Origin of the sequence: Acidovorax sp. HDW3 (genome assembly GCF_011303755.1) — a bacterium.
Taxonomy (GTDB): Bacteria; Pseudomonadota; Gammaproteobacteria; order Burkholderiales; family Burkholderiaceae_C; genus Paenacidovorax.
The window spans coordinates 2,187,045-2,203,654 of sequence record NZ_CP049885.1 but is presented as its reverse complement, the minus strand read 5'-3'; the positions used below and the strand labels follow the sequence as shown (position 1 = coordinate 2,203,654).

The following is a 16,610-nucleotide window of genomic DNA, read 5'->3' as shown; positions in this document are numbered from 1 at the left end:
GCGGGTCAGCAGGGCAGGGTGATACGCACCTGGTACAGGCCGTTTTTGACTTTGGTGTGGAATTCGCCCTGCACGTCGTGCAGCAGTGCCAGGCGTGCGCGCACGTTGGCCAGGGCGATGCCGTGGCCGCCGGGGCGCGCCTGGCCCTCGGGCGGCAGGGTGTTGGTGATGCTGATGACGGCGCGCGCGCCCTTGCGTCGGGTGCTGATGCGCAGCCTGCCGCCGGCGCGGTTGGGCTCGATGCCGTGCAGCACGGCGTTTTCCACCAGCGGCTGCAGCAGCAGCGGCGGCAGGCGGGCGCCGTCGGCGCTGGGGTCGAGCAGCCACTGCACGCGCAGGCGCTCGCCAAAGCGCACCTGCTCGATCGCCAGGTAGCGCTGCGCCAGGGCGATTTCTGCGCCCAGGGTGGTGGCCTCGTCCTGCGCCGCCAGGGCGTGGCGAAAGAGGTCGCTCAGGTCTTCGAGCAGGGCCTCGGCCTGTGCCGGCTCGGTGCGCACCAGAGCGATGGCGCTGTTGAGGGTGTTGAACAAAAAATGCGGCCGGATGCGCGCCTGCAGCTCCGCCAGGCGTGCCGTGGTGGCCGCCGGCGTGCGTGCGCGTGCGCGCGCCACCAGCGCCGCCACCAGCAGCAGCGCCAGCAGGGCGCCGCTGGCGCTGCCCGCGAGCCAGGGCGGGTTGGCTATCAGGCGTGAGAGCAGCAGCAGCGCGCAGGCCATGGCCCCGGCAGCTGCGCCCAGCAGCAGGCCGGCGGCGTACTGCGCTGCCATGGGCAGGCGCTGCAGCAGGGCCTTGGCGCTGCAGGCGATGAGCAACCAGGCCAGGGTGGCGGGCAGGGCGCCGCCGGTGGCCAGGGCCAGGTTGGCCAGCCATTGCCAGGCGTCGGCGCTGGCGTAGAGTGCACCCACGGCCAGCACCAATTGCACCCCCAGTACGGCGCGCAGCACCACGCCGGGGTGGCAGGCGTCGAACACCAGGGCGCGAGGGGGGGGCGGGCTCGATAAAATTTGTGTCTCTTGCATAGCGGCGTCCGGGTGTTCCGGGGGTCGCAAACCCTTGGATTATTCCCTTCCCATGACCACCAGCCAAGCTTCTCTTCCGTCCTCGCAGCCCTCTGCCGACCAGCTCGCCACCAAGGCCCAGGCCTGGTCGGCGCTGTTTTCCGAGCCCATGAGCGACTTGGTCAAGCGCTACACCTCCAGCGTGTTTTTCGATAAACGCCTGTGGCAGGCCGACATCGCCGGCAGCCTGGCGCACGCCCAGATGCTGGCGGCGCAGGGCATCATCGGCGCGCAAGACCTGGCGGACATCGAGCGCGGCATGGCGCAGATCACGCAAGAGATCGAGTCTGGCGCCTTCGAGTGGAAGCTCGACCTCGAAGACGTGCACCTGAACATCGAGGCGCGCCTGACCCAGCTCGTGGGCGACGCCGGCAAGCGCCTGCACACGGGCCGCAGCCGCAACGACCAGGTGGCCACCGACGTGCGCCTGTGGCTGCGCGGCGAGATTGACCTGATCGGCGGCCTGCTCACCGACCTGCAAAAGGCGTTGGTCGAAGTGGCGGCGCAGAACGTGGACGTGATCCTGCCCGGCTTCACCCACCTGCAGGTGGCGCAGCCGGTGAGCTTTGCCCACCACCTGCTGGCCTATGTGGAAATGTTCGCCCGCGACGCCCAGCGTATGCAGGATGTGCGCCGGCGTACCAACTGGCTGCCGCTGGGCAGCGCCGCCCTGGCCGGCACCACCTACCCGCTCGACCGCGAGCGCGTGGCAAAAACCTTGGGCATGGACGGCGTGTGCCAAAACAGCCTGGACGCGGTGAGCGACCGTGACTTTGCGATTGAATTCACGGCAGCGGCCAGCCTGTGCATGGTGCACGTGAGCCGCCTGAGCGAAGAACTCATCATCTGGATGAGCCAGAACTTTGGCTTCATCAAAATTGCCGACCGCTTCACCACCGGGTCGAGCATCATGCCGCAGAAGAAGAACCCCGACGTGCCCGAACTCGCGCGCGGCAAGACCGGGCGCGTGGTGGGCCACCTGATGGGCCTCATCACCCTGATGAAGGGCCAGCCCCTGGCCTACAACAAGGACAACCAGGAAGACAAAGAGCCGCTGTTCGACACCGTCGATACCCTTAAAGACACGCTGCGCATCTTTGCCGAAATGGTGGGCGGCCAGGTGAACCCCGCCACTGGCGCCAAAGAGGGCGGCATCACCGTCAACGCCCAGGCCATGGAGGCGGCTGCGCAAAAAGGCTACGCCACCGCCACCGACCTGGCCGACTACCTGGTGAAGAAGGGCCTGCCATTTCGTGACGCGCACGAAACCGTGGCCCACGCCGTCAAGGCGGCGCAAAGCCATGGCTGCGACCTCTCGGAGCTGCCGCTGGCCGTGCTGCAGGGCTTTCACGCCAGCATCGACAAAGACGTGTACGAGGTGCTCAGCCTGCGTGGCAGTCTGGGCGCGCGCAATACCCTGGGCGGCACGGCGCCGGCGCAGGTGCGCGTGCAGCTGGCACGCCACGGCGCCCGTCTGGCAGGCTGAGGGCGCGCATTCTCATGCACCGCTCGCGCCGCCACCTTTTACAGGCCCTGGCGGCCTGGGCGGCGGCGCCTGGCTGGGCGCGGGCCAGTGGGCAGCCGCTGCGCCTGCTCATTGGCTACCCGCCCGGGGGCGCCACGTACAGCCTGGGCCGTTGGCTGCAAGCAGGTCTGCAACAGCACCTGGCCCGCCCCGTGTTGCTGGACGTGCGCCCCGGCGCCAACGGCATGAATGCGGTGCTGGCGCTCAAAAACGCCGTTCCCGACGGGCGCACGCTGCTGCTGTCGCACGACCATGCGGTCTCCATCCTGCCCCTGCTCAGCCCCCAGGCCGGCTGGACGCCCGGGCGTGAGCTGGTGCCCGTCGCCGGCATTGGCAACTTTGCCAATGCCCTGGTGCTCTCGGCCGATACGCCAGCGCATTCGTGGCTGGAATACGTGCACTGGCTGCGCCGCGAGCACGACGGCCATGGCGTGATCGGAGTGCCGGCAGCGCCTTCGGCCCCTTATTTTTTGGCGCAGTGGATAGGCCAGCAGGCCGGCCTGGAGATCGAGATCGTGCCCTACCGGGGCGGTGCGCCGCTCTTGTCGGACCTGCGCAGCCACCAGATCGTCGCTGGCCTGGGGGCGCTGCCCGACTTCATCGACAGCCACCGTGCCGGCAAAATCCGCTGCATTGCCGTGCAGGGTGGCCCGCGCCAAGCGGTGTTGCCCGAGGTGCCCTCGTTCTCCGAATGGGGTCTGCCCACCGTCGCCAGCCTGCCGTTTTACGGCCTGTACGCGCCGCCGGGCACGCCGGCAGCGGCGTTGGCACCACTGAGCAAGGCACTGGCCGCTTTGCTCCAAGACAGTGCCAGCCGCACGCGCTTGCAGGCCAGCGGGCTGAATGTGGATTTCATGTTGGCGGCGCAGCTGCAGGCGCACGAAAAAGCGCACCGCAAAGCCTGGCGCACAATCATCGACCTGCAGCGCGCTTGAGCGGGGGAGCGCGTGGGCGGCGGGCACTGGTGTCGTTCTAACAACCCCCACCGGAGGAGAAACCATGCGGATGACGTTTGCCCGTGGGGCGCTGGGCCTGCTGGCCCTGTGGATGGGGGGCGCGGCCCAGGGCTTGACGCTGCAGCAGTTCTCGCCCCAGGGCGAGGTGGCGCAAATCCGCCAGGTGGTGGCCCAGTTTGACGCCCCGGCCGTGCGCCTGGGCGACCCGCTGGCGCCCGCGCCCTTTGCCATCCGCTGCGACGATGCCCAGGCCAGCCAGGGCCAGGGGCGCTGGAACAGCGAGCGCGAATGGGTGTTCCAGTTCGCTGCCGACCTGCCGCCCGGCACGCGCTGCACGGCGCAACCAACGACAAGCTTCAAATCGCCCTCTGGCGCGCTCTGGGAGCGCGCGAGCAGCTATAAATTTAATAGCGGTGGCCCCTTCGTCAAGCAGCTGCTCCCAAGCATGTACGAGAGCATTGATGAGGAGCAGTACTTCATCTTGCAGCTCAACGGCCCGGCCAGCAGCGCCAGCGTGCAAAGCAACGTCTGGTGCCAGCTCGACGGCGTGGGCGAGCGTGTGCCGGTGCGCCTGATCGAGGGCAAGGAGCGCGCTGCCTTGCTGCAAGAACAAGGCTTGGCCGCACGCGCTGACAAAGCGCCGCTGCAATACGCCACCCTGGCCTGCCAGCGCCGCCTGACGGCGGGCACGCGCATGGCGCTGGTCTTTGGCGCCGGCGTGGCCACGCCCAGCGGCGTGCTCAACCGGGTGGAAAAGCGCTTTGCATACCACGTGCGCGCGCCGTTCACCGCCGAATTTTCCTGCGAGCGCGAAAACGCCCAGGCCGCCTGCCTGCCGATCCGGCCACTGCGCCTGACGTTCAGCGCCCCGGTGGCGCGCAAGCTGGCGCAGGGCGTGCGCCTGAAGTCGGCGCAAGAGACGCTCAGCCCCCAGCTGCCCAGCGACGAGGCGGCAGACGCCCTGGTGACGGCGCTGGAGTTCCCCGCCCCCCTGCCGGCGCAAACACGCTTTGAGCTGCAGCTGCCCGCTGGCATGAAAGACGCCGCTGGCCGCAGCCTGGCCAACGCCGCCAGCTTTCCGCTGCCCGTGGCCACGGGGGCGCTGCCGCCGCTGGCCAAATTTGCCGCCGCGCCATTTGGCATCGTCGAGCGCTTTGCCGAAGGCGCACCCGCCGAGAACCCGCCGGCGCTGCTGCCGGTGACGCTGCGCAAGGTCGAGGCCGATTTGCCGCTGCAGGCGCTGGCGCTGCAAACCCTGCAGCCGCAAAGCGACGCCGACATCATCGCCTGGCAACGCAAGCTCGTGCGCTACAACAACGCGCAGATCGAACGCAGCCAGGCGCGCAAAGACAGCAAAACCCCGCTGCCCGCCGTACTGCACGATGAAGATAAAGACTGGGTACAAACGCGCATGGTGGCGCTGCTCGCCGGCCAGGGTGGGGTCAAAAAACTGCAGTTGCCGCGCCCGGACAAGGCCGACCCGCGCCCGTTCGAGGTCGTGGGCATCCCGCTGCCGGTGGGCTTTTCGGTGGTGGAGATCGCCTCGCCGCTGCTGGGGCAATCGCTGCTCGATGCGCGCCACGGCGCGCAGCGCACCATGTACGTGCGCAGCTCCGCCTTGGTCACCAACCTGGCCGTGCATTTCAAGCTTGGGCGTGAAAATTCCGCCGCCTGGGTGACCACGCTCGACAAGGGCCAGCCCGTGGCCGGGGCGCAGGTGCAAGTCTCAGACTGCCAGGGCAAGCTGCTGCTCAAGGCCCAGACCGACGCCCAGGGCCTGGCGCGCCTGGACGGCCTCTCGCCCGAGCCGCCCCATTGCCAGGGCGTCGATGGCGACGATGGCTGGCGCAGCGCCTACTTCATCAGCGCCCGCGCCGAGAACGAGGGTGCGCCCGACATGGCCTTTACCTGGAGCGACTGGCAGCGCGGCATCGAGCCCTGGCGCTTTCATGTGCCCACCAGCAACAGCCGCCAGCCCGACCAGGTGGCGCACACCATTTTTGACCGCACCTTGCTGCGTGCGGGCGAGACGGTGTCGATGAAGCACCTGCTGCGCACGCAAACCGGCCAGGGCCTGGGCCTGCCCCAGGGCAACCCCGAAACCCTGCTCATCACCCACATCGGCAGCGGTCAGGAATACCGCCAGCCCCTGGCCTGGCGCGCCACGCCCACGGGCGGGCGCAGCGCCCAGAGCCAATGGCAAATTCCACCCGCCGCCAAGCTTGGGCAGTACCAGGTGGCGCTGCAGCGCGGCGACGAGACGCTCGAATCGGGGAGCTTTCGCGTGGAGGAGTTTCGCCTGCCCGTGCTGCAAGGGCGCATCAGCGCGGCCACCCAGGGCCCCTTGGTGCGCCCGCGCAGCCTGCCTGTTGCGGTGCAGGTGGGCTATGTGGCCGGCGGCGGCGCGGCGCAGCTGCCGGTGCGTGTCTCGGCCCTGATCCGCCATAAAACCCTGGATTTTTCCGACTTTGACGCCTTCTCTTTCCAGCCACCGCGCCAGCGCCACGAACGCGCCACGCGCAGCGACGACGAGGAGGGCAGCGCGAGTGCCGACAGCCGCGTGGTGGCCGACAAACTGCCCCTGACGCTGGACAAGAACGGCGGCGGCCAAGTCACCATCGAGGCCCTGGCGCCCGCCCCGGCGGCGCGCGAGCTGCTGCTCGAAGCGAGCTACGCCGACCCCAACGGCGAGGTGCAAACCCTGCGCAACACCCAGACCCTGTGGCCCGCAGCGGTGGTCGCCGGCATCAAAACCGAAGGCTGGGCCGCCAACGGCGCTCGCGTGCGCTTTCAAGCCCTGGCCCTGGGGCTTGACGGCAAACCCCAGGCCGGTGTGCCCCTGGCCGTGCAGGCCATTGCCCGCAGCACCACCAGCACGCGCAAGCGCATGGTGGGGGGCTTTTACAGCTACGACAACCAGGAGCAGACCAAAGACCTGGGCACTATTTGCACCGGCCAGAGCGACAGCCGGGGCCTGCTGCTGTGCGAGGCCAAGATGGACGAAGCCGGCGAGGTCGAACTCGTCGCTACCGCCCGCGACAAGGACGGCAACGAGGCCCAGGCCGCCGCCTCCGTCTGGGTCACGCGCCGGGGCGAACTGTGGTTTGGCGGCGAAGACCACGACCGCATCGACCTGCTGCCCGAGAAAAAAAGCTACCAACCCGGCGAGGTGGCGCGCTTTCAGGTGCGTATGCCGTTTCGCTACGCCACGGCGCTGGTGAGCGTCGAGCGCGAAGGCATCCTGAGCCAGCAGGTGGTGCAGCTCAACGGCAAAGACCCCACCGTGCAGCTCAAGGTGGAAGAAGGCTGGGGCCCCAACGTGTACGTGAGCGTGCTCGCCCTGCGCGGGCGCCTGCGCGAAGTGCCTTGGTACAGCTTCTTCACCTGGGGCTACAAAGCGCCGCGTGAATGGTGGACCGCGTTTTGGTACGAGGGCAAGGAATACGTCGCCCCGACCGCGCTGGTCGATCTGGCCAAGCCCGCCTACCGCCTGGGGCTGGCAGAAATCCGCGTCGGCACCCAGGCCCACCAGTTGCAGGTGCAGGTGCAGACCGACAAGGAAAGCTACAGCGTGCGCGGAAGAGCGCAGGTGACCATACGCGCCAAGCTGCCCAACGGCCAGCCGGCGGCCAACGCCGAGGTGGCGCTGGCCGCCGTCGATCAGGCGCTGCTCGAACTCATGCCCAACACCAGTTGGGATGTGCTGGACGCCATGCTGGTGCGCCGCAGTTGGGGCGTAGAGACATCGACCGCGCAGATGGAAATCATTGGCCGGCGCCACTACGGCAAAAAAGCCGTGCCCGCAGGCGGCGGCGGCGGCCGCGCGCCCACGCGCGAGCTGCTCGACACCCTGCTGCTGTGGCAGCCCGCCATCCGCCTGGACGCCCAGGGCCAGGCGCAGGTGACCGTGCCGCTCAACGACGCGCTCACGGGCTTTGAAATCGTCGCCGTGGCCGACGCCGGCACCGGCCTGTTTGGCACGGGCCGCACCCATATCCGCGCCACGCAAGACCTGCAAATCATCAGCGGCCTGCCGCCCCTGGTGCGCGAGGGCGACCAGTTCCGCGCCCAAATCACGCTGCGCAACACCACCAAGGCCGCCATGCAGGTGCAAGTCACGCCCCGCGCCAGCCTGCTGGAGCTGGCAGCGCAAAGCGTGGACATCCCGGCGGGCGAGGCCCGCGAGCTGGCCTGGGACGTGACGGCGCCACAGCAACTGGGCCAAACCCGCGCCCAGGCGCTGCTGTGGGAGGTGGCGGCGCGCGACAGCCGCTCGGGCGCGCAAGACGCGCTCAAGATCAGCCAGCGCATCATCCCCGCCGTACCGTTGGCCGTGCAGCAGGCCACGCTGGTGCAGCTCGATGCGCCCCTGAGCCTGGCCGTGGCCCCGCCTGCGGGCGCTTTGCCAGGGCGCGGCGGCCTGCAACTGGCGCTGCAGCCCACGCTGGCCGAGGGCCTGCCCGGCGTGCGCGACTGGTGGGCCAACTACCCGTTTGCCTGCCTGGAGCAAAAAACCAGCAAAGCCATTGGCCTGCGCGACCCGCAGTTGTGGCAGCAGGTGGCGGCGCAGTTGCCCACCTACCTCGACGGCGACGGCCTGGCCCACTACTTTCCGCCGCGCGACGGCCAGGCCAACCGGGGCAGCGACACCCTGACCGCCTACCTGCTGGCGGCCACGCACGAGGCGGCGCAGCTCAACCCCGCTTTTGCCCTGCCCGACGCCGCCCGCGCCGCCATGGAAAACGGCCTGATCGCTTTTGTAGAGGGCCGCATCGAGCGCAACTTCTGGAGCCCTCGCAAAGACCTGGAGCTGCGCAAACTCGCCGCCATCGAGGCACTCTCGCGCAGCGGCCGGGCGCAGGCGCGGATGCTATCGAGCATCACCATCGCCCCCAACCAATGGCCCACGCACGCCGTCATTGACTGGCTCAACATCCTGCGCCGTATGCCCCAGTTGCCCCAGCAGGCCCAGCGCCTGGCCGAGGCCGAGAGCATCTTGCACGCCCGCCTGAGCTACCAGGGCAGCAAGCTGGTGTTCAGCACCGAATCTGACGACCAGTGGTGGTGGCTGATGCAAAGCGGCGACGCCAACAGCGCCCGCCTGCTGCTCGCTGTGCTCGACCAGCCCGGCTGGAAGGACGAGATTGGGCGCATCGCCAGCGGCTTCATCGCCCGCCAGCAAGGCGGCGCCTGGCAGACCACCACCGCCAACTTCTGGGGCGCGCTGGCGCTCGAACGCTTGAGTGCCGCACTCGAAGCCACCCCCGTCACCGGCCAAACCCGCGCCAGCTTGGGCAGCGCCCAGGCCAGCGTCGATTGGGCCAAGGTGCGGCGCGTGCCCGCCAACGACGCCAGCGGCACGCCCCACCAGGGCAAAACCTTTGGCGCACCCGCCGCGCCGGGCATGTGGCAGGGCAACACCCTGTTCCTGCCCTGGGATGCAGCCGCCGGCAAAGAGGCCGGCAAAGAGGCCCGCCTGGAAGTGAGCCAGCAAGGCAGCGGCAAGCCCTGGCTCACGCTGCAATCGCTCGCTGCCGTGCCGCGCACCGCGCCGGTGAACGCGGGCTACAGCCTGCGCAAAACCATCACCCCCGTGGAGCAGGGCGACAAAAACCTGCCGCCCGGCCAGTACCAGCGCGGCGACGTGCTGCGCGTGACGCTCGAACTCGACGCCAGCGCCGACATGACCTGGGTCGCTATTACCGACCCCATCCCGGCGGGCGCCACCATCCTCGGCAGCGGCCTGGGGCGCGATTCAGAAATCGCCACCCAGGGCGAAAAAGTGGGCGGCGCAGGCTGGCCCGCGTTCGAGGAGCGCAGCTTTGAGTCCTACCGCAGCTACTACGAGTACCTGCCCAAGGGCAAAACCACGCTGCAATACACGCTGCGCCTGAACAACGCGGGCGACTTCCAACTGCCCCCCACCCGCGCCGAGGCGCTGTACGCGCCCGAGATGTTTGGCGAGCTGCCCAACGCGCGGGTGCGGGTGGTGCAGGGCACACCCTGAGCTGCGGGCCGGCATGGGCGTCGCCGTTACCATGGCGCCCATGCTGACCTTGCACCACCTGGAAACCTCGCGCTCGCAGCGCATCGCCTGGCTGCTCGAAGAATTGGGCCTGCCGTATGAAATCCGCCGCTACGCGCGCGACCCGCGCACCCGCCTGGCGCCGCCGGAGCTGAAAAAAATCCACCCCCTGGGCAAGTCGCCGGTACTGACCGACGGCGCTGCCGTCATCGCCGAGTCCGGGGCCATCATCGAATACCTGGCGGAATGCTACGGCCCCCAGGCGCCGGCAGAGCTGGCCGCCCTGGAGCCAGAACGCGGCACGCCCGCGCACCGGCAGTGCCGCTTCTGGATGCACTACGCCGAGGGCTCGCTGATGAACTGGCTGCTGATGAAGCTGGTGTTTGAGAGCATTGCGCAGCAAAAAATGCCGTTTTTTGCCCGCCCCATCGTGCGCCAGCTGTGCGCCACGGTGCAGCGCCAGCTGATCGCCCCCAACATCCAATCAGCCCTGGCCTTTATCGACGCGCACCTGGCTCAGCACACGTGGTTTGCCGGCGAGCAGCTGAGCATGGCGGATTTTCAAATGAGCTTTGTCGTCGAAGCCCTGTTGGCACGCGGCAGCGACGCCGCCGCCTGGCCCGCCCTGCGGGCCTACCACGCCCGCATGTGCGCCCGCCCCGCCTACCAACGGGCTTTGGCCAAAGGGGGGCCGGTCATCATGTCGGCGTGAGCGGGGGGAAGCCTGCGAAATACAGGCGTTATGCGGCGCTAGCCCTTGTAAAACAAGCGCGAACAGCTATCAATTTTGAAGCTGTGCTGTATTTTGTCCCTCCAAGGGATGGCGACCAATTGGGCAACAGCCTGTTGCCCAATTGGCGCAGCCTGCCAAAAAACGTGCCACTGCCGGATGTATTTCAGATTGCGCAGCGAAAACCCCTTCATCTGCGCAACCGCCTGCATCGACCCTGGCTCAGACGCTGCAAGAAGCCGCTGTCCCCGCCGCAATCTGATTACGATCAAAAGCTTGTTGTTGCCCCCGAAAGAATGTTCGCCATGCGCCTCGGTCTTGCCGCCAACCGCCTGCACCACCACACCCCGGATGCGGCCCTGTTCACCTGGCTGCGCGCCTGCGCGCCGGGCATCCGGGCGCTTGGCCTGGGGTTGCACGCCGTCGGGCGTACGCACGACGCCATCGCTGGCACGGGGTTGCTCGCTGGCTACGCACCGCTGCAGCGCTACCCCTATGGGCGCGATGGTGGGCTGATGCAGCTGGTGGCCGAGGTCGTGGGCATGGAGGGCGAGGGGCGCCAGCTCGACGGCGCCATCTACCTGATCGATCCGGTCGATCCGTCCTCCATCTTTCCCGAGGCGCTGGCGCTCAAGCGCCAGTGCGTGATCCATGGCAAGCCGTTCTTGTCCACCGTCGCCAGTGCGCGCGACTGGATCGAGATGGAGCGCCTGCACGCCGGCCTGGCGCCCGACCCGGGGGCCGACGACCTGCACGCCTACGGCGCCCAGACGCTGGCGCTGATCGCCCACGACGCGCTCAAGGCCGAGATGCTGGCCTTTGCCGACCGCCATTTCGACGTGCTCTCGCGCTTTGCGCGCCGCGTCGCCACCGGTACCACCGGCCAGCGCCTGAACGACCTCGCCTGGGGCCGGGGCTGGCCGCCGGACCGCTACTGGGTGCAGCCGTTTCACAGCGGCCCGCTGGGGGGCGACGCGCAGATCGCCGACCTGGTGCTGCAGCGGCGCTGCCAGCGCGTGATTTTTTTCGAGGACCCGCACGTGGCGCGCCAGCACGAGGCCGACATCCAGCTGCTCGAACGCGCCGTGGCCTCGCGCCAGCACGATGCGGTGTGCACCACCACGCCCGCCGTGGCGCAGCGCTGGTGTGCGGCGGTGCGCCTGCGCACGCCGGGGGCGTGATGCGCTGCGGGTGGGCGGCGACTCTCGTCTGGGCCTGCGCGGCGCTGCCGGCCTGGGCCCTGCCCAGCTTTGAGCAGGTGCGCGCCGACTACCGCCCGTCAGAGGTCGAGCTGCTCTCGCGCGAGGGCGAGGTGCTGCAGCGCCTGCGCGTGGATGCCAGCGTGCGCCGGGGCACCTGGCAGGCGCTGGCCGATGTCTCGCCGGCGCTGCGCCAGGCGCTGCTGCTGAGTGAAGACCAGCGCTTTTACGCCCACAGCGGCGTGGATTGGACGGCCGTGTCGGCGGCGGCCTGGGGGCGGTTGTGGCACCAGCGCACGCGCGGCGCCTCCACCATCACCATGCAGCTGGCCGGTTTGCTCGATGAGGATTTGCGCCGGGGCAGCGGCGGGCGCTCGGCGGTGCAGAAAGTGGGCCAGGCGCTGGCGGCGCAGCAGCTCGAACGCCAGTGGCGCAAAGACCAAATCCTGGAGGCGTACCTGAACCTGGTGCCGTTTCGGGGCGAGGTGGTGGGCATCGAGGCCCTGGCGCGCACCCTGTTTGGCAAGGCCGCCCATGGGCTGGACGCGCAAGAGGCCGCCGTGGCCGCCGCCCTGGTGCGCGCGCCCAACGCACGCGCGGCGCAGGTGGCCCAGCGCGCCTGTGGCGTGCTGCGCGCCCTGCAGCCCACGCCGGCGCCCGATTGCCTGGCGCTCGACATGTTCGCCAGCGCCGCCCTGCAGCGGCGCGCCTGGGCCGCCAGCGAAGGCGTGGCGCCGCACTTTGCGCGCCAGCAGCTGGCGCGCGCGCAGGCGGCGCTGGCGCCCGGCCAGGCGCTGGCGCCGCGCCTGGCGTCCACCCTGCGCGCGCCGCTGCAGCGCTTTGCCGTGCAGACGCTGGCGCAGCAGCTGCGCGAGCTGCGCGGGCGCGGCGTGGAGGATGGCGCCATCGTCATTCTTGACAACGCCAGCGGCGAGTTGCTGGCCTGGGTCGGCTCCTCGGGCGCACTCAGCCAGGCGGCGCAGGTCGATGCCGTGCTCGCGCGGCGCCAGCCGGGCTCGACGCTCAAGCCGTTCTTGTACGCCCAGGCGCTGGCCGAGCGGCGGTTGACGGCGGCCTCGCTGCTGCACGACGCGCCGGCGCAGATCGCCACCGCCAGCGGCCTGTACATCCCGCAGAACTACGACCGCCAGTTCAAGGGCTGGGTCTCGGCGCGCACGGCGTTGGCGGCCTCGCTCAACGTGCCGGCGGTGCGCACCCTGGTCATGGTCACTCCCGAAGCGTTTGCCACCCAGCTGCAGGCCCTGGGCGTGCCGCTGGCGCAGACGGGCGGCTACTACGGCTACAGCCTGGCGCTGGGCAGCAGCGAGGTCGATCTGCTGCACCTGGCCAACGCCTACCGCGCCCTGGCCAACGGCGGGCGCGCCAGTGCGCCGGCCTGGCAGCGCGGGCAGCGGCCACAGTTCACGCCGGCGCTCGATGCGCGCGCGGCCTTCATCGTCGGCGACATCCTGTCCGACCCGCTGGCGCGCGCGCGTACCTTTGGCACCGACAGCGTGCTCGCCACGCGCTTCTGGACGGCAGTGAAAACCGGCACCAGCAAGGACATGCGCGACAACTGGGCGCTGGGCTGGTCGGCGCGCTACACCGTCGGCGTCTGGGTCGGCAACGCCAGCGGCGCGGCCATGCACGACGTCAGCGGCACCAGCGGCGCGGCGCCCATCTGGGCCGCGCTGATGCAGTTCTTGCACCGGCACGAGCCCAGCGCCGCGCCGCGCCCGCCCCAGGGCGTGGTGCGGCAGGCGCTGCGCTTTGGCGCCGATGCCCAGGGCATGGCGCTGGAGGCGCCGCGCAGCGAGTGGTTTCTTGCTGGCACGGAGCAGGCTGTTTTTGCTATTGATTCAATAGCTGGTAGCGCTTATCCAGCAAGCGCTAGAGGCAAAAATGATGCCAAACCCAGCATTGCCGCGCCGACGGCGGGCAGCATCATTGCGCTCGACCCCGACATTCCGCCCGCCCACCAGCGCCTGTGGTTCGAGGCCCAGGGCAGCGGCGGCGCCGCCCTGCGCTGGCGCATCGATGGGCGCATCGTCGGCCAGGGTGCGCGCTGGGCCTGGCTGCCCTGGCCGGGGCGCCACCACATCGAGCTGCTCGACGCCAGCGGCCAGGTGCAAGACAGCCTGCGCCTGGAGGTGCGCGGTGCGGGCGTGGCCGCAGCCAAGGCCCGGCCATGACCGCTGCCGCCTTGCCCCGGCGCATCGCCCATCTGGACATGGATGCCTTCTACGCCAGCGTGGAGCTGCTGCGCTACCCGCAGCTCGCCGGCCTGCCGGTGGTGATTGGCGGCGGGCGCCGGCACGAGGACGATGCCCTGGCCCGGGCCTGGCAGGGGCGGCTGGCCGATATACCGCTGGACGCTTTCCCGCGCCTGGCCAGTTACGCCGGGCGCGGCGTCATCACCACCGCCACCTATGCGGCGCGCGCCTTTGGCGTCGGCTCGGCCATGGGGCTGATGAAGGCGGCGCGCCTGTGCCCGCAGGCCATCTTGCTGCCGGTGGACTTTGCCCAGTACCGGCGCTATTCGCAGCGCTTCAAGGCCATCGTCACCGAGATTGCGCCGCAGATGGAGGACCGGGGCGTCGATGAGGTCTACATCGACTTCACCGACGTGCCCGGCGGCCAGCGCGAGGGTGGGCGGGTGCTGGCGCGGCTGATTCAAAAAAGTATTTTTGACGCCACGGGCCTCACCTGCTCCATCGGCGTGGCGCCGAACAAGCTGCTGGCCAAGATGGCGAGCGAGTTCGACAAGCCCAACGGCATCGCCATTGTGCAGCCCGAGGACTTGCAAAGCCGCATCTGGCCGCTGCCGTGCCGCAAGATCAACGGCATAGGCCCCAAGGCCGACGCCCGGCTGCAGCAGCTGGGCGTGCACACCATTGGCGAATTGGCCGCCTGCGCGCCAGCCTGGCTGGTGCAGCACTTTGGCCGCGCCACCGGCGCCTGGCTGCACGACGCCGCCTGGGGCCGCGACGCGCGCGCGGTGGTGACCGAGAGCGAGCCCGTCTCCATGAGCCGCGAAACCACGTTTGAGCGCAACCTGCACGCCGTACGCGACAAGGCGCTGCTGGGCGAAATTTTTACCGACCTGTGCCAGCGCGTGGCCCAAGACCTGCAGCGCGCGGGCTACGCCGGGCGCACCATAGGCATCAAGCTGCGCTACGCCGATTTCAAAACCGCCACGCGCGACCAGACCATTGACGGCGCGACGCAGGATGCGGTGCAGATTCGCCGCATTGCCGGCCAGTGCCTCAAGCGCGTGCCGCTGGAGCAGCCACTGCGCCTGCTGGGCGTGCGCGTGGGCGGGCTGAGCCCATGGGGGTCAATGTCTGGGCATACGCAGCCGTTGTTTTGAGGCCATGCACCCGTAGCAAATACTGTGCATACGTGCGACAGAAAGTGTTTTTTTCTAGATATGGATCAATCGGGGCGCTGAACGCCTGGCGGCTGCGTTGACGTTGGGCAAGGGCCGTGGATCATGGCAGCTTATTTTGTGCCAACGCACCAGGATGGTGCATCGGATAGGTTGATGGTTGCCATGCGTCTGAACTTGCCTGTTACCCAGAACGAATACGCCTTCCCGGACGATGAGTTGCTCATGTCCACCACCGATACCAAGGGCCTGATGACGCACTGCAATGCGCCGTTTGCGCGTGTCAGTGGCTACAGCATGGATGAGTTGATGGGCCAGCCCCACAACCTGATTCGCCATCCGGACATGCCGCCAGAGGCGTTCAAAGACATGTGGTCAACGATTGGCCATGGCCGCAGCTGGTCGGGCATTGTGAAGAACCGGCGTAAGAACGGCGATCACTACTGGGTTCATGCCCATGTCACCCCCATCATGGAGGGCGGTAAGCCCCGTGGTTATTTGTCGGTGCGCACCAAGCCGACGCGTGAAGAGGTGGCAGCGGCCCAGACCCTGTACGCCGAGATCAAGAAAGAGCGCGATAGCGGGCGCCAGACTTTTATCTTGCACGCTGGCGGCGTGCGCCACCAGGGCTGGCGCAATATTTGGGAAAAGCGCCACCGCGTGGGTTACACGGTGCGTCTGGGGGGCATGATGCTGCCGCTGCTGCTGGTGTCGCTGCTGCCGGGCTGGATGGGATGGCACGACAGCAGCACCCTGGCGGTGCAGACGCTGCTGTGGGTGCTGCTGGCCTGGGCCATTTTGGCGCGCTACTACCAGCGCATGGGGCGGCCACTGCGGCGTATCGAACGGCTCCTGGGCAGCATGGCCAGTGGTGAGCTGAGCCATCAGGAGCCGGGGCTGCCGCCCAAACACCCCTTGGGCCCGGTGATGGGGCGTTTGCAGCGTGTGCAGCTCAATATGCGTGCGGTCGTGGGCGATGCGCGCGCTGAAATCAATGCCTTTGGCGGTATTTCGTCCGATATTGCCCAGGGGTCGGAAAACCTCTCGGCCCGTACTGAATCGCAAGCGAGCAGCCTGCAGGAGACGGCCGCAGCCATGGAGGAGCTGGCCAGCACCGTGACCCAGACGGGTGATTCCGTGCGCAAGGTACTGCAAGAGAGTGAGCACAGCGCCGCCTTGGCGCGCCAGGGGGGGCAGGCCGTGACCGAGGTGGGGGCCGTGGTGCGCGAGATCGAGCAGTCCGGCACAAAAATGGGCCAGATCATTGCGACGATTGAGGGCATCGCGTTTCAGACCAATATTTTGGCGCTCAACGCTGCCGTGGAGGCCGCCCGTGCCGGGGAGCAGGGCCGGGGCTTTGCCGTGGTGGCCGGTGAGGTGCGGGCATTGGCGCAGCGCTCGTCGGAGGCGGCCAAGGAGATCCATGCCCTCATCGGTGGCTCCAACGCCAGCATTGCGCGCGGCGCGTTGCTGATGCAATCGGCAGGCCAGACCATTGAGCAGGTGGTGCAGTCGGTCAGCCACGTCAACGCCCTGATGGGCCAGATGGGGGTGGCTGCGCATGAGCAGACGCAGGGCATCGCCCAGGTGAATGAGGCGGTGACGGATCTCGATCAAGTCACGCAGCAAAACGCCGCCCTGGCCGAGGAGTCGGCAGGCTCGGCACGCGCCATGAGCGGCAATGCCGGGCTGCTCGGGCGCACGCTGGCGGTGTTTCGCCTGTAGGGCT

9 protein-coding genes are annotated in these 16,610 nt (G+C 68.8%); 8 read left to right on the top strand and 1 reads right to left on the bottom strand.

Annotated elements, in window-relative coordinates:
• Positions 1-5 precede the first annotated feature (5 nt).
• Positions 6-1,019, bottom strand: coding sequence for a sensor histidine kinase (locus G7045_RS10025; RefSeq protein WP_166159502.1), 1,014 nt, complete (start codon positions 1,017-1,019; stop codon positions 6-8).
• A gap of 52 nt (positions 1,020-1,071) precedes the next feature.
• Here G7045_RS10025 and argH point away from each other — a divergent pair, with 52 nt between their 5' ends.
• From argH to G7045_RS09980, 8 genes are all read left to right on the top strand, one after another.
• The gene (argH, locus tag G7045_RS10020) at positions 1,072-2,544 is read left to right on the top strand and encodes an argininosuccinate lyase (protein WP_166159501.1); all 1,473 of its coding nucleotides are present in this window, start codon (positions 1,072-1,074) and stop codon (positions 2,542-2,544) included.
• A 14-nt stretch (positions 2,545-2,558) separates the two neighbouring features.
• Positions 2,559-3,518 (top strand): tripartite tricarboxylate transporter substrate-binding protein, encoded by a 960-nt coding sequence (locus G7045_RS10015; RefSeq protein WP_166159500.1) that lies wholly within the window; start codon positions 2,559-2,561, stop codon positions 3,516-3,518.
• Positions 3,519-3,582: 64 nt separating this feature from the next.
• A complete protein-coding gene (locus G7045_RS10010; protein ID WP_370521620.1) occupies positions 3,583-9,546 on the top strand; it encodes an alpha-2-macroglobulin in 5,964 nt (1,987 codons plus the stop codon).
• Between the two features lie 40 nt (positions 9,547-9,586).
• Positions 9,587-10,276 carry a glutathione S-transferase family protein gene (locus G7045_RS10005; RefSeq protein ID WP_166160426.1) on the top strand — a complete coding sequence of 230 codons (690 nt, stop codon included), beginning with the start codon at positions 9,587-9,589 and terminating at the stop codon, positions 10,274-10,276.
• 323 nt (positions 10,277-10,599) lie between these two features.
• Positions 10,600-11,475 (top strand): methylglyoxal synthase, encoded by an 876-nt coding sequence (locus G7045_RS09995; protein WP_166159498.1) that lies wholly within the window; start codon positions 10,600-10,602, stop codon positions 11,473-11,475.
• Entirely contained in the window at positions 11,475-13,685 is a 2,211-nt protein-coding gene (pbpC, locus tag G7045_RS09990) for a penicillin-binding protein 1C (RefSeq protein ID WP_166160425.1), read from the top strand. Before G7045_RS09995 ends, pbpC begins: the two co-directional genes overlap by 1 nt.
• On the top strand, positions 13,682-14,863 hold the full coding sequence (gene dinB / locus G7045_RS09985; RefSeq protein ID WP_166159497.1) for a DNA polymerase IV: 1,182 nt from the start codon (positions 13,682-13,684) through the stop codon (positions 14,861-14,863). The genes pbpC and dinB overlap by 4 nt, the downstream gene beginning before the upstream one ends.
• Before the next feature lie 183 nt (positions 14,864-15,046).
• Positions 15,047-16,606, top strand: a complete 1,560-nt coding sequence (locus G7045_RS09980) for a PAS domain-containing methyl-accepting chemotaxis protein (RefSeq protein ID WP_166159496.1) — start codon at positions 15,047-15,049, stop codon at positions 16,604-16,606.
• The last annotated feature ends 4 nt before the right edge of the window (positions 16,607-16,610 follow it).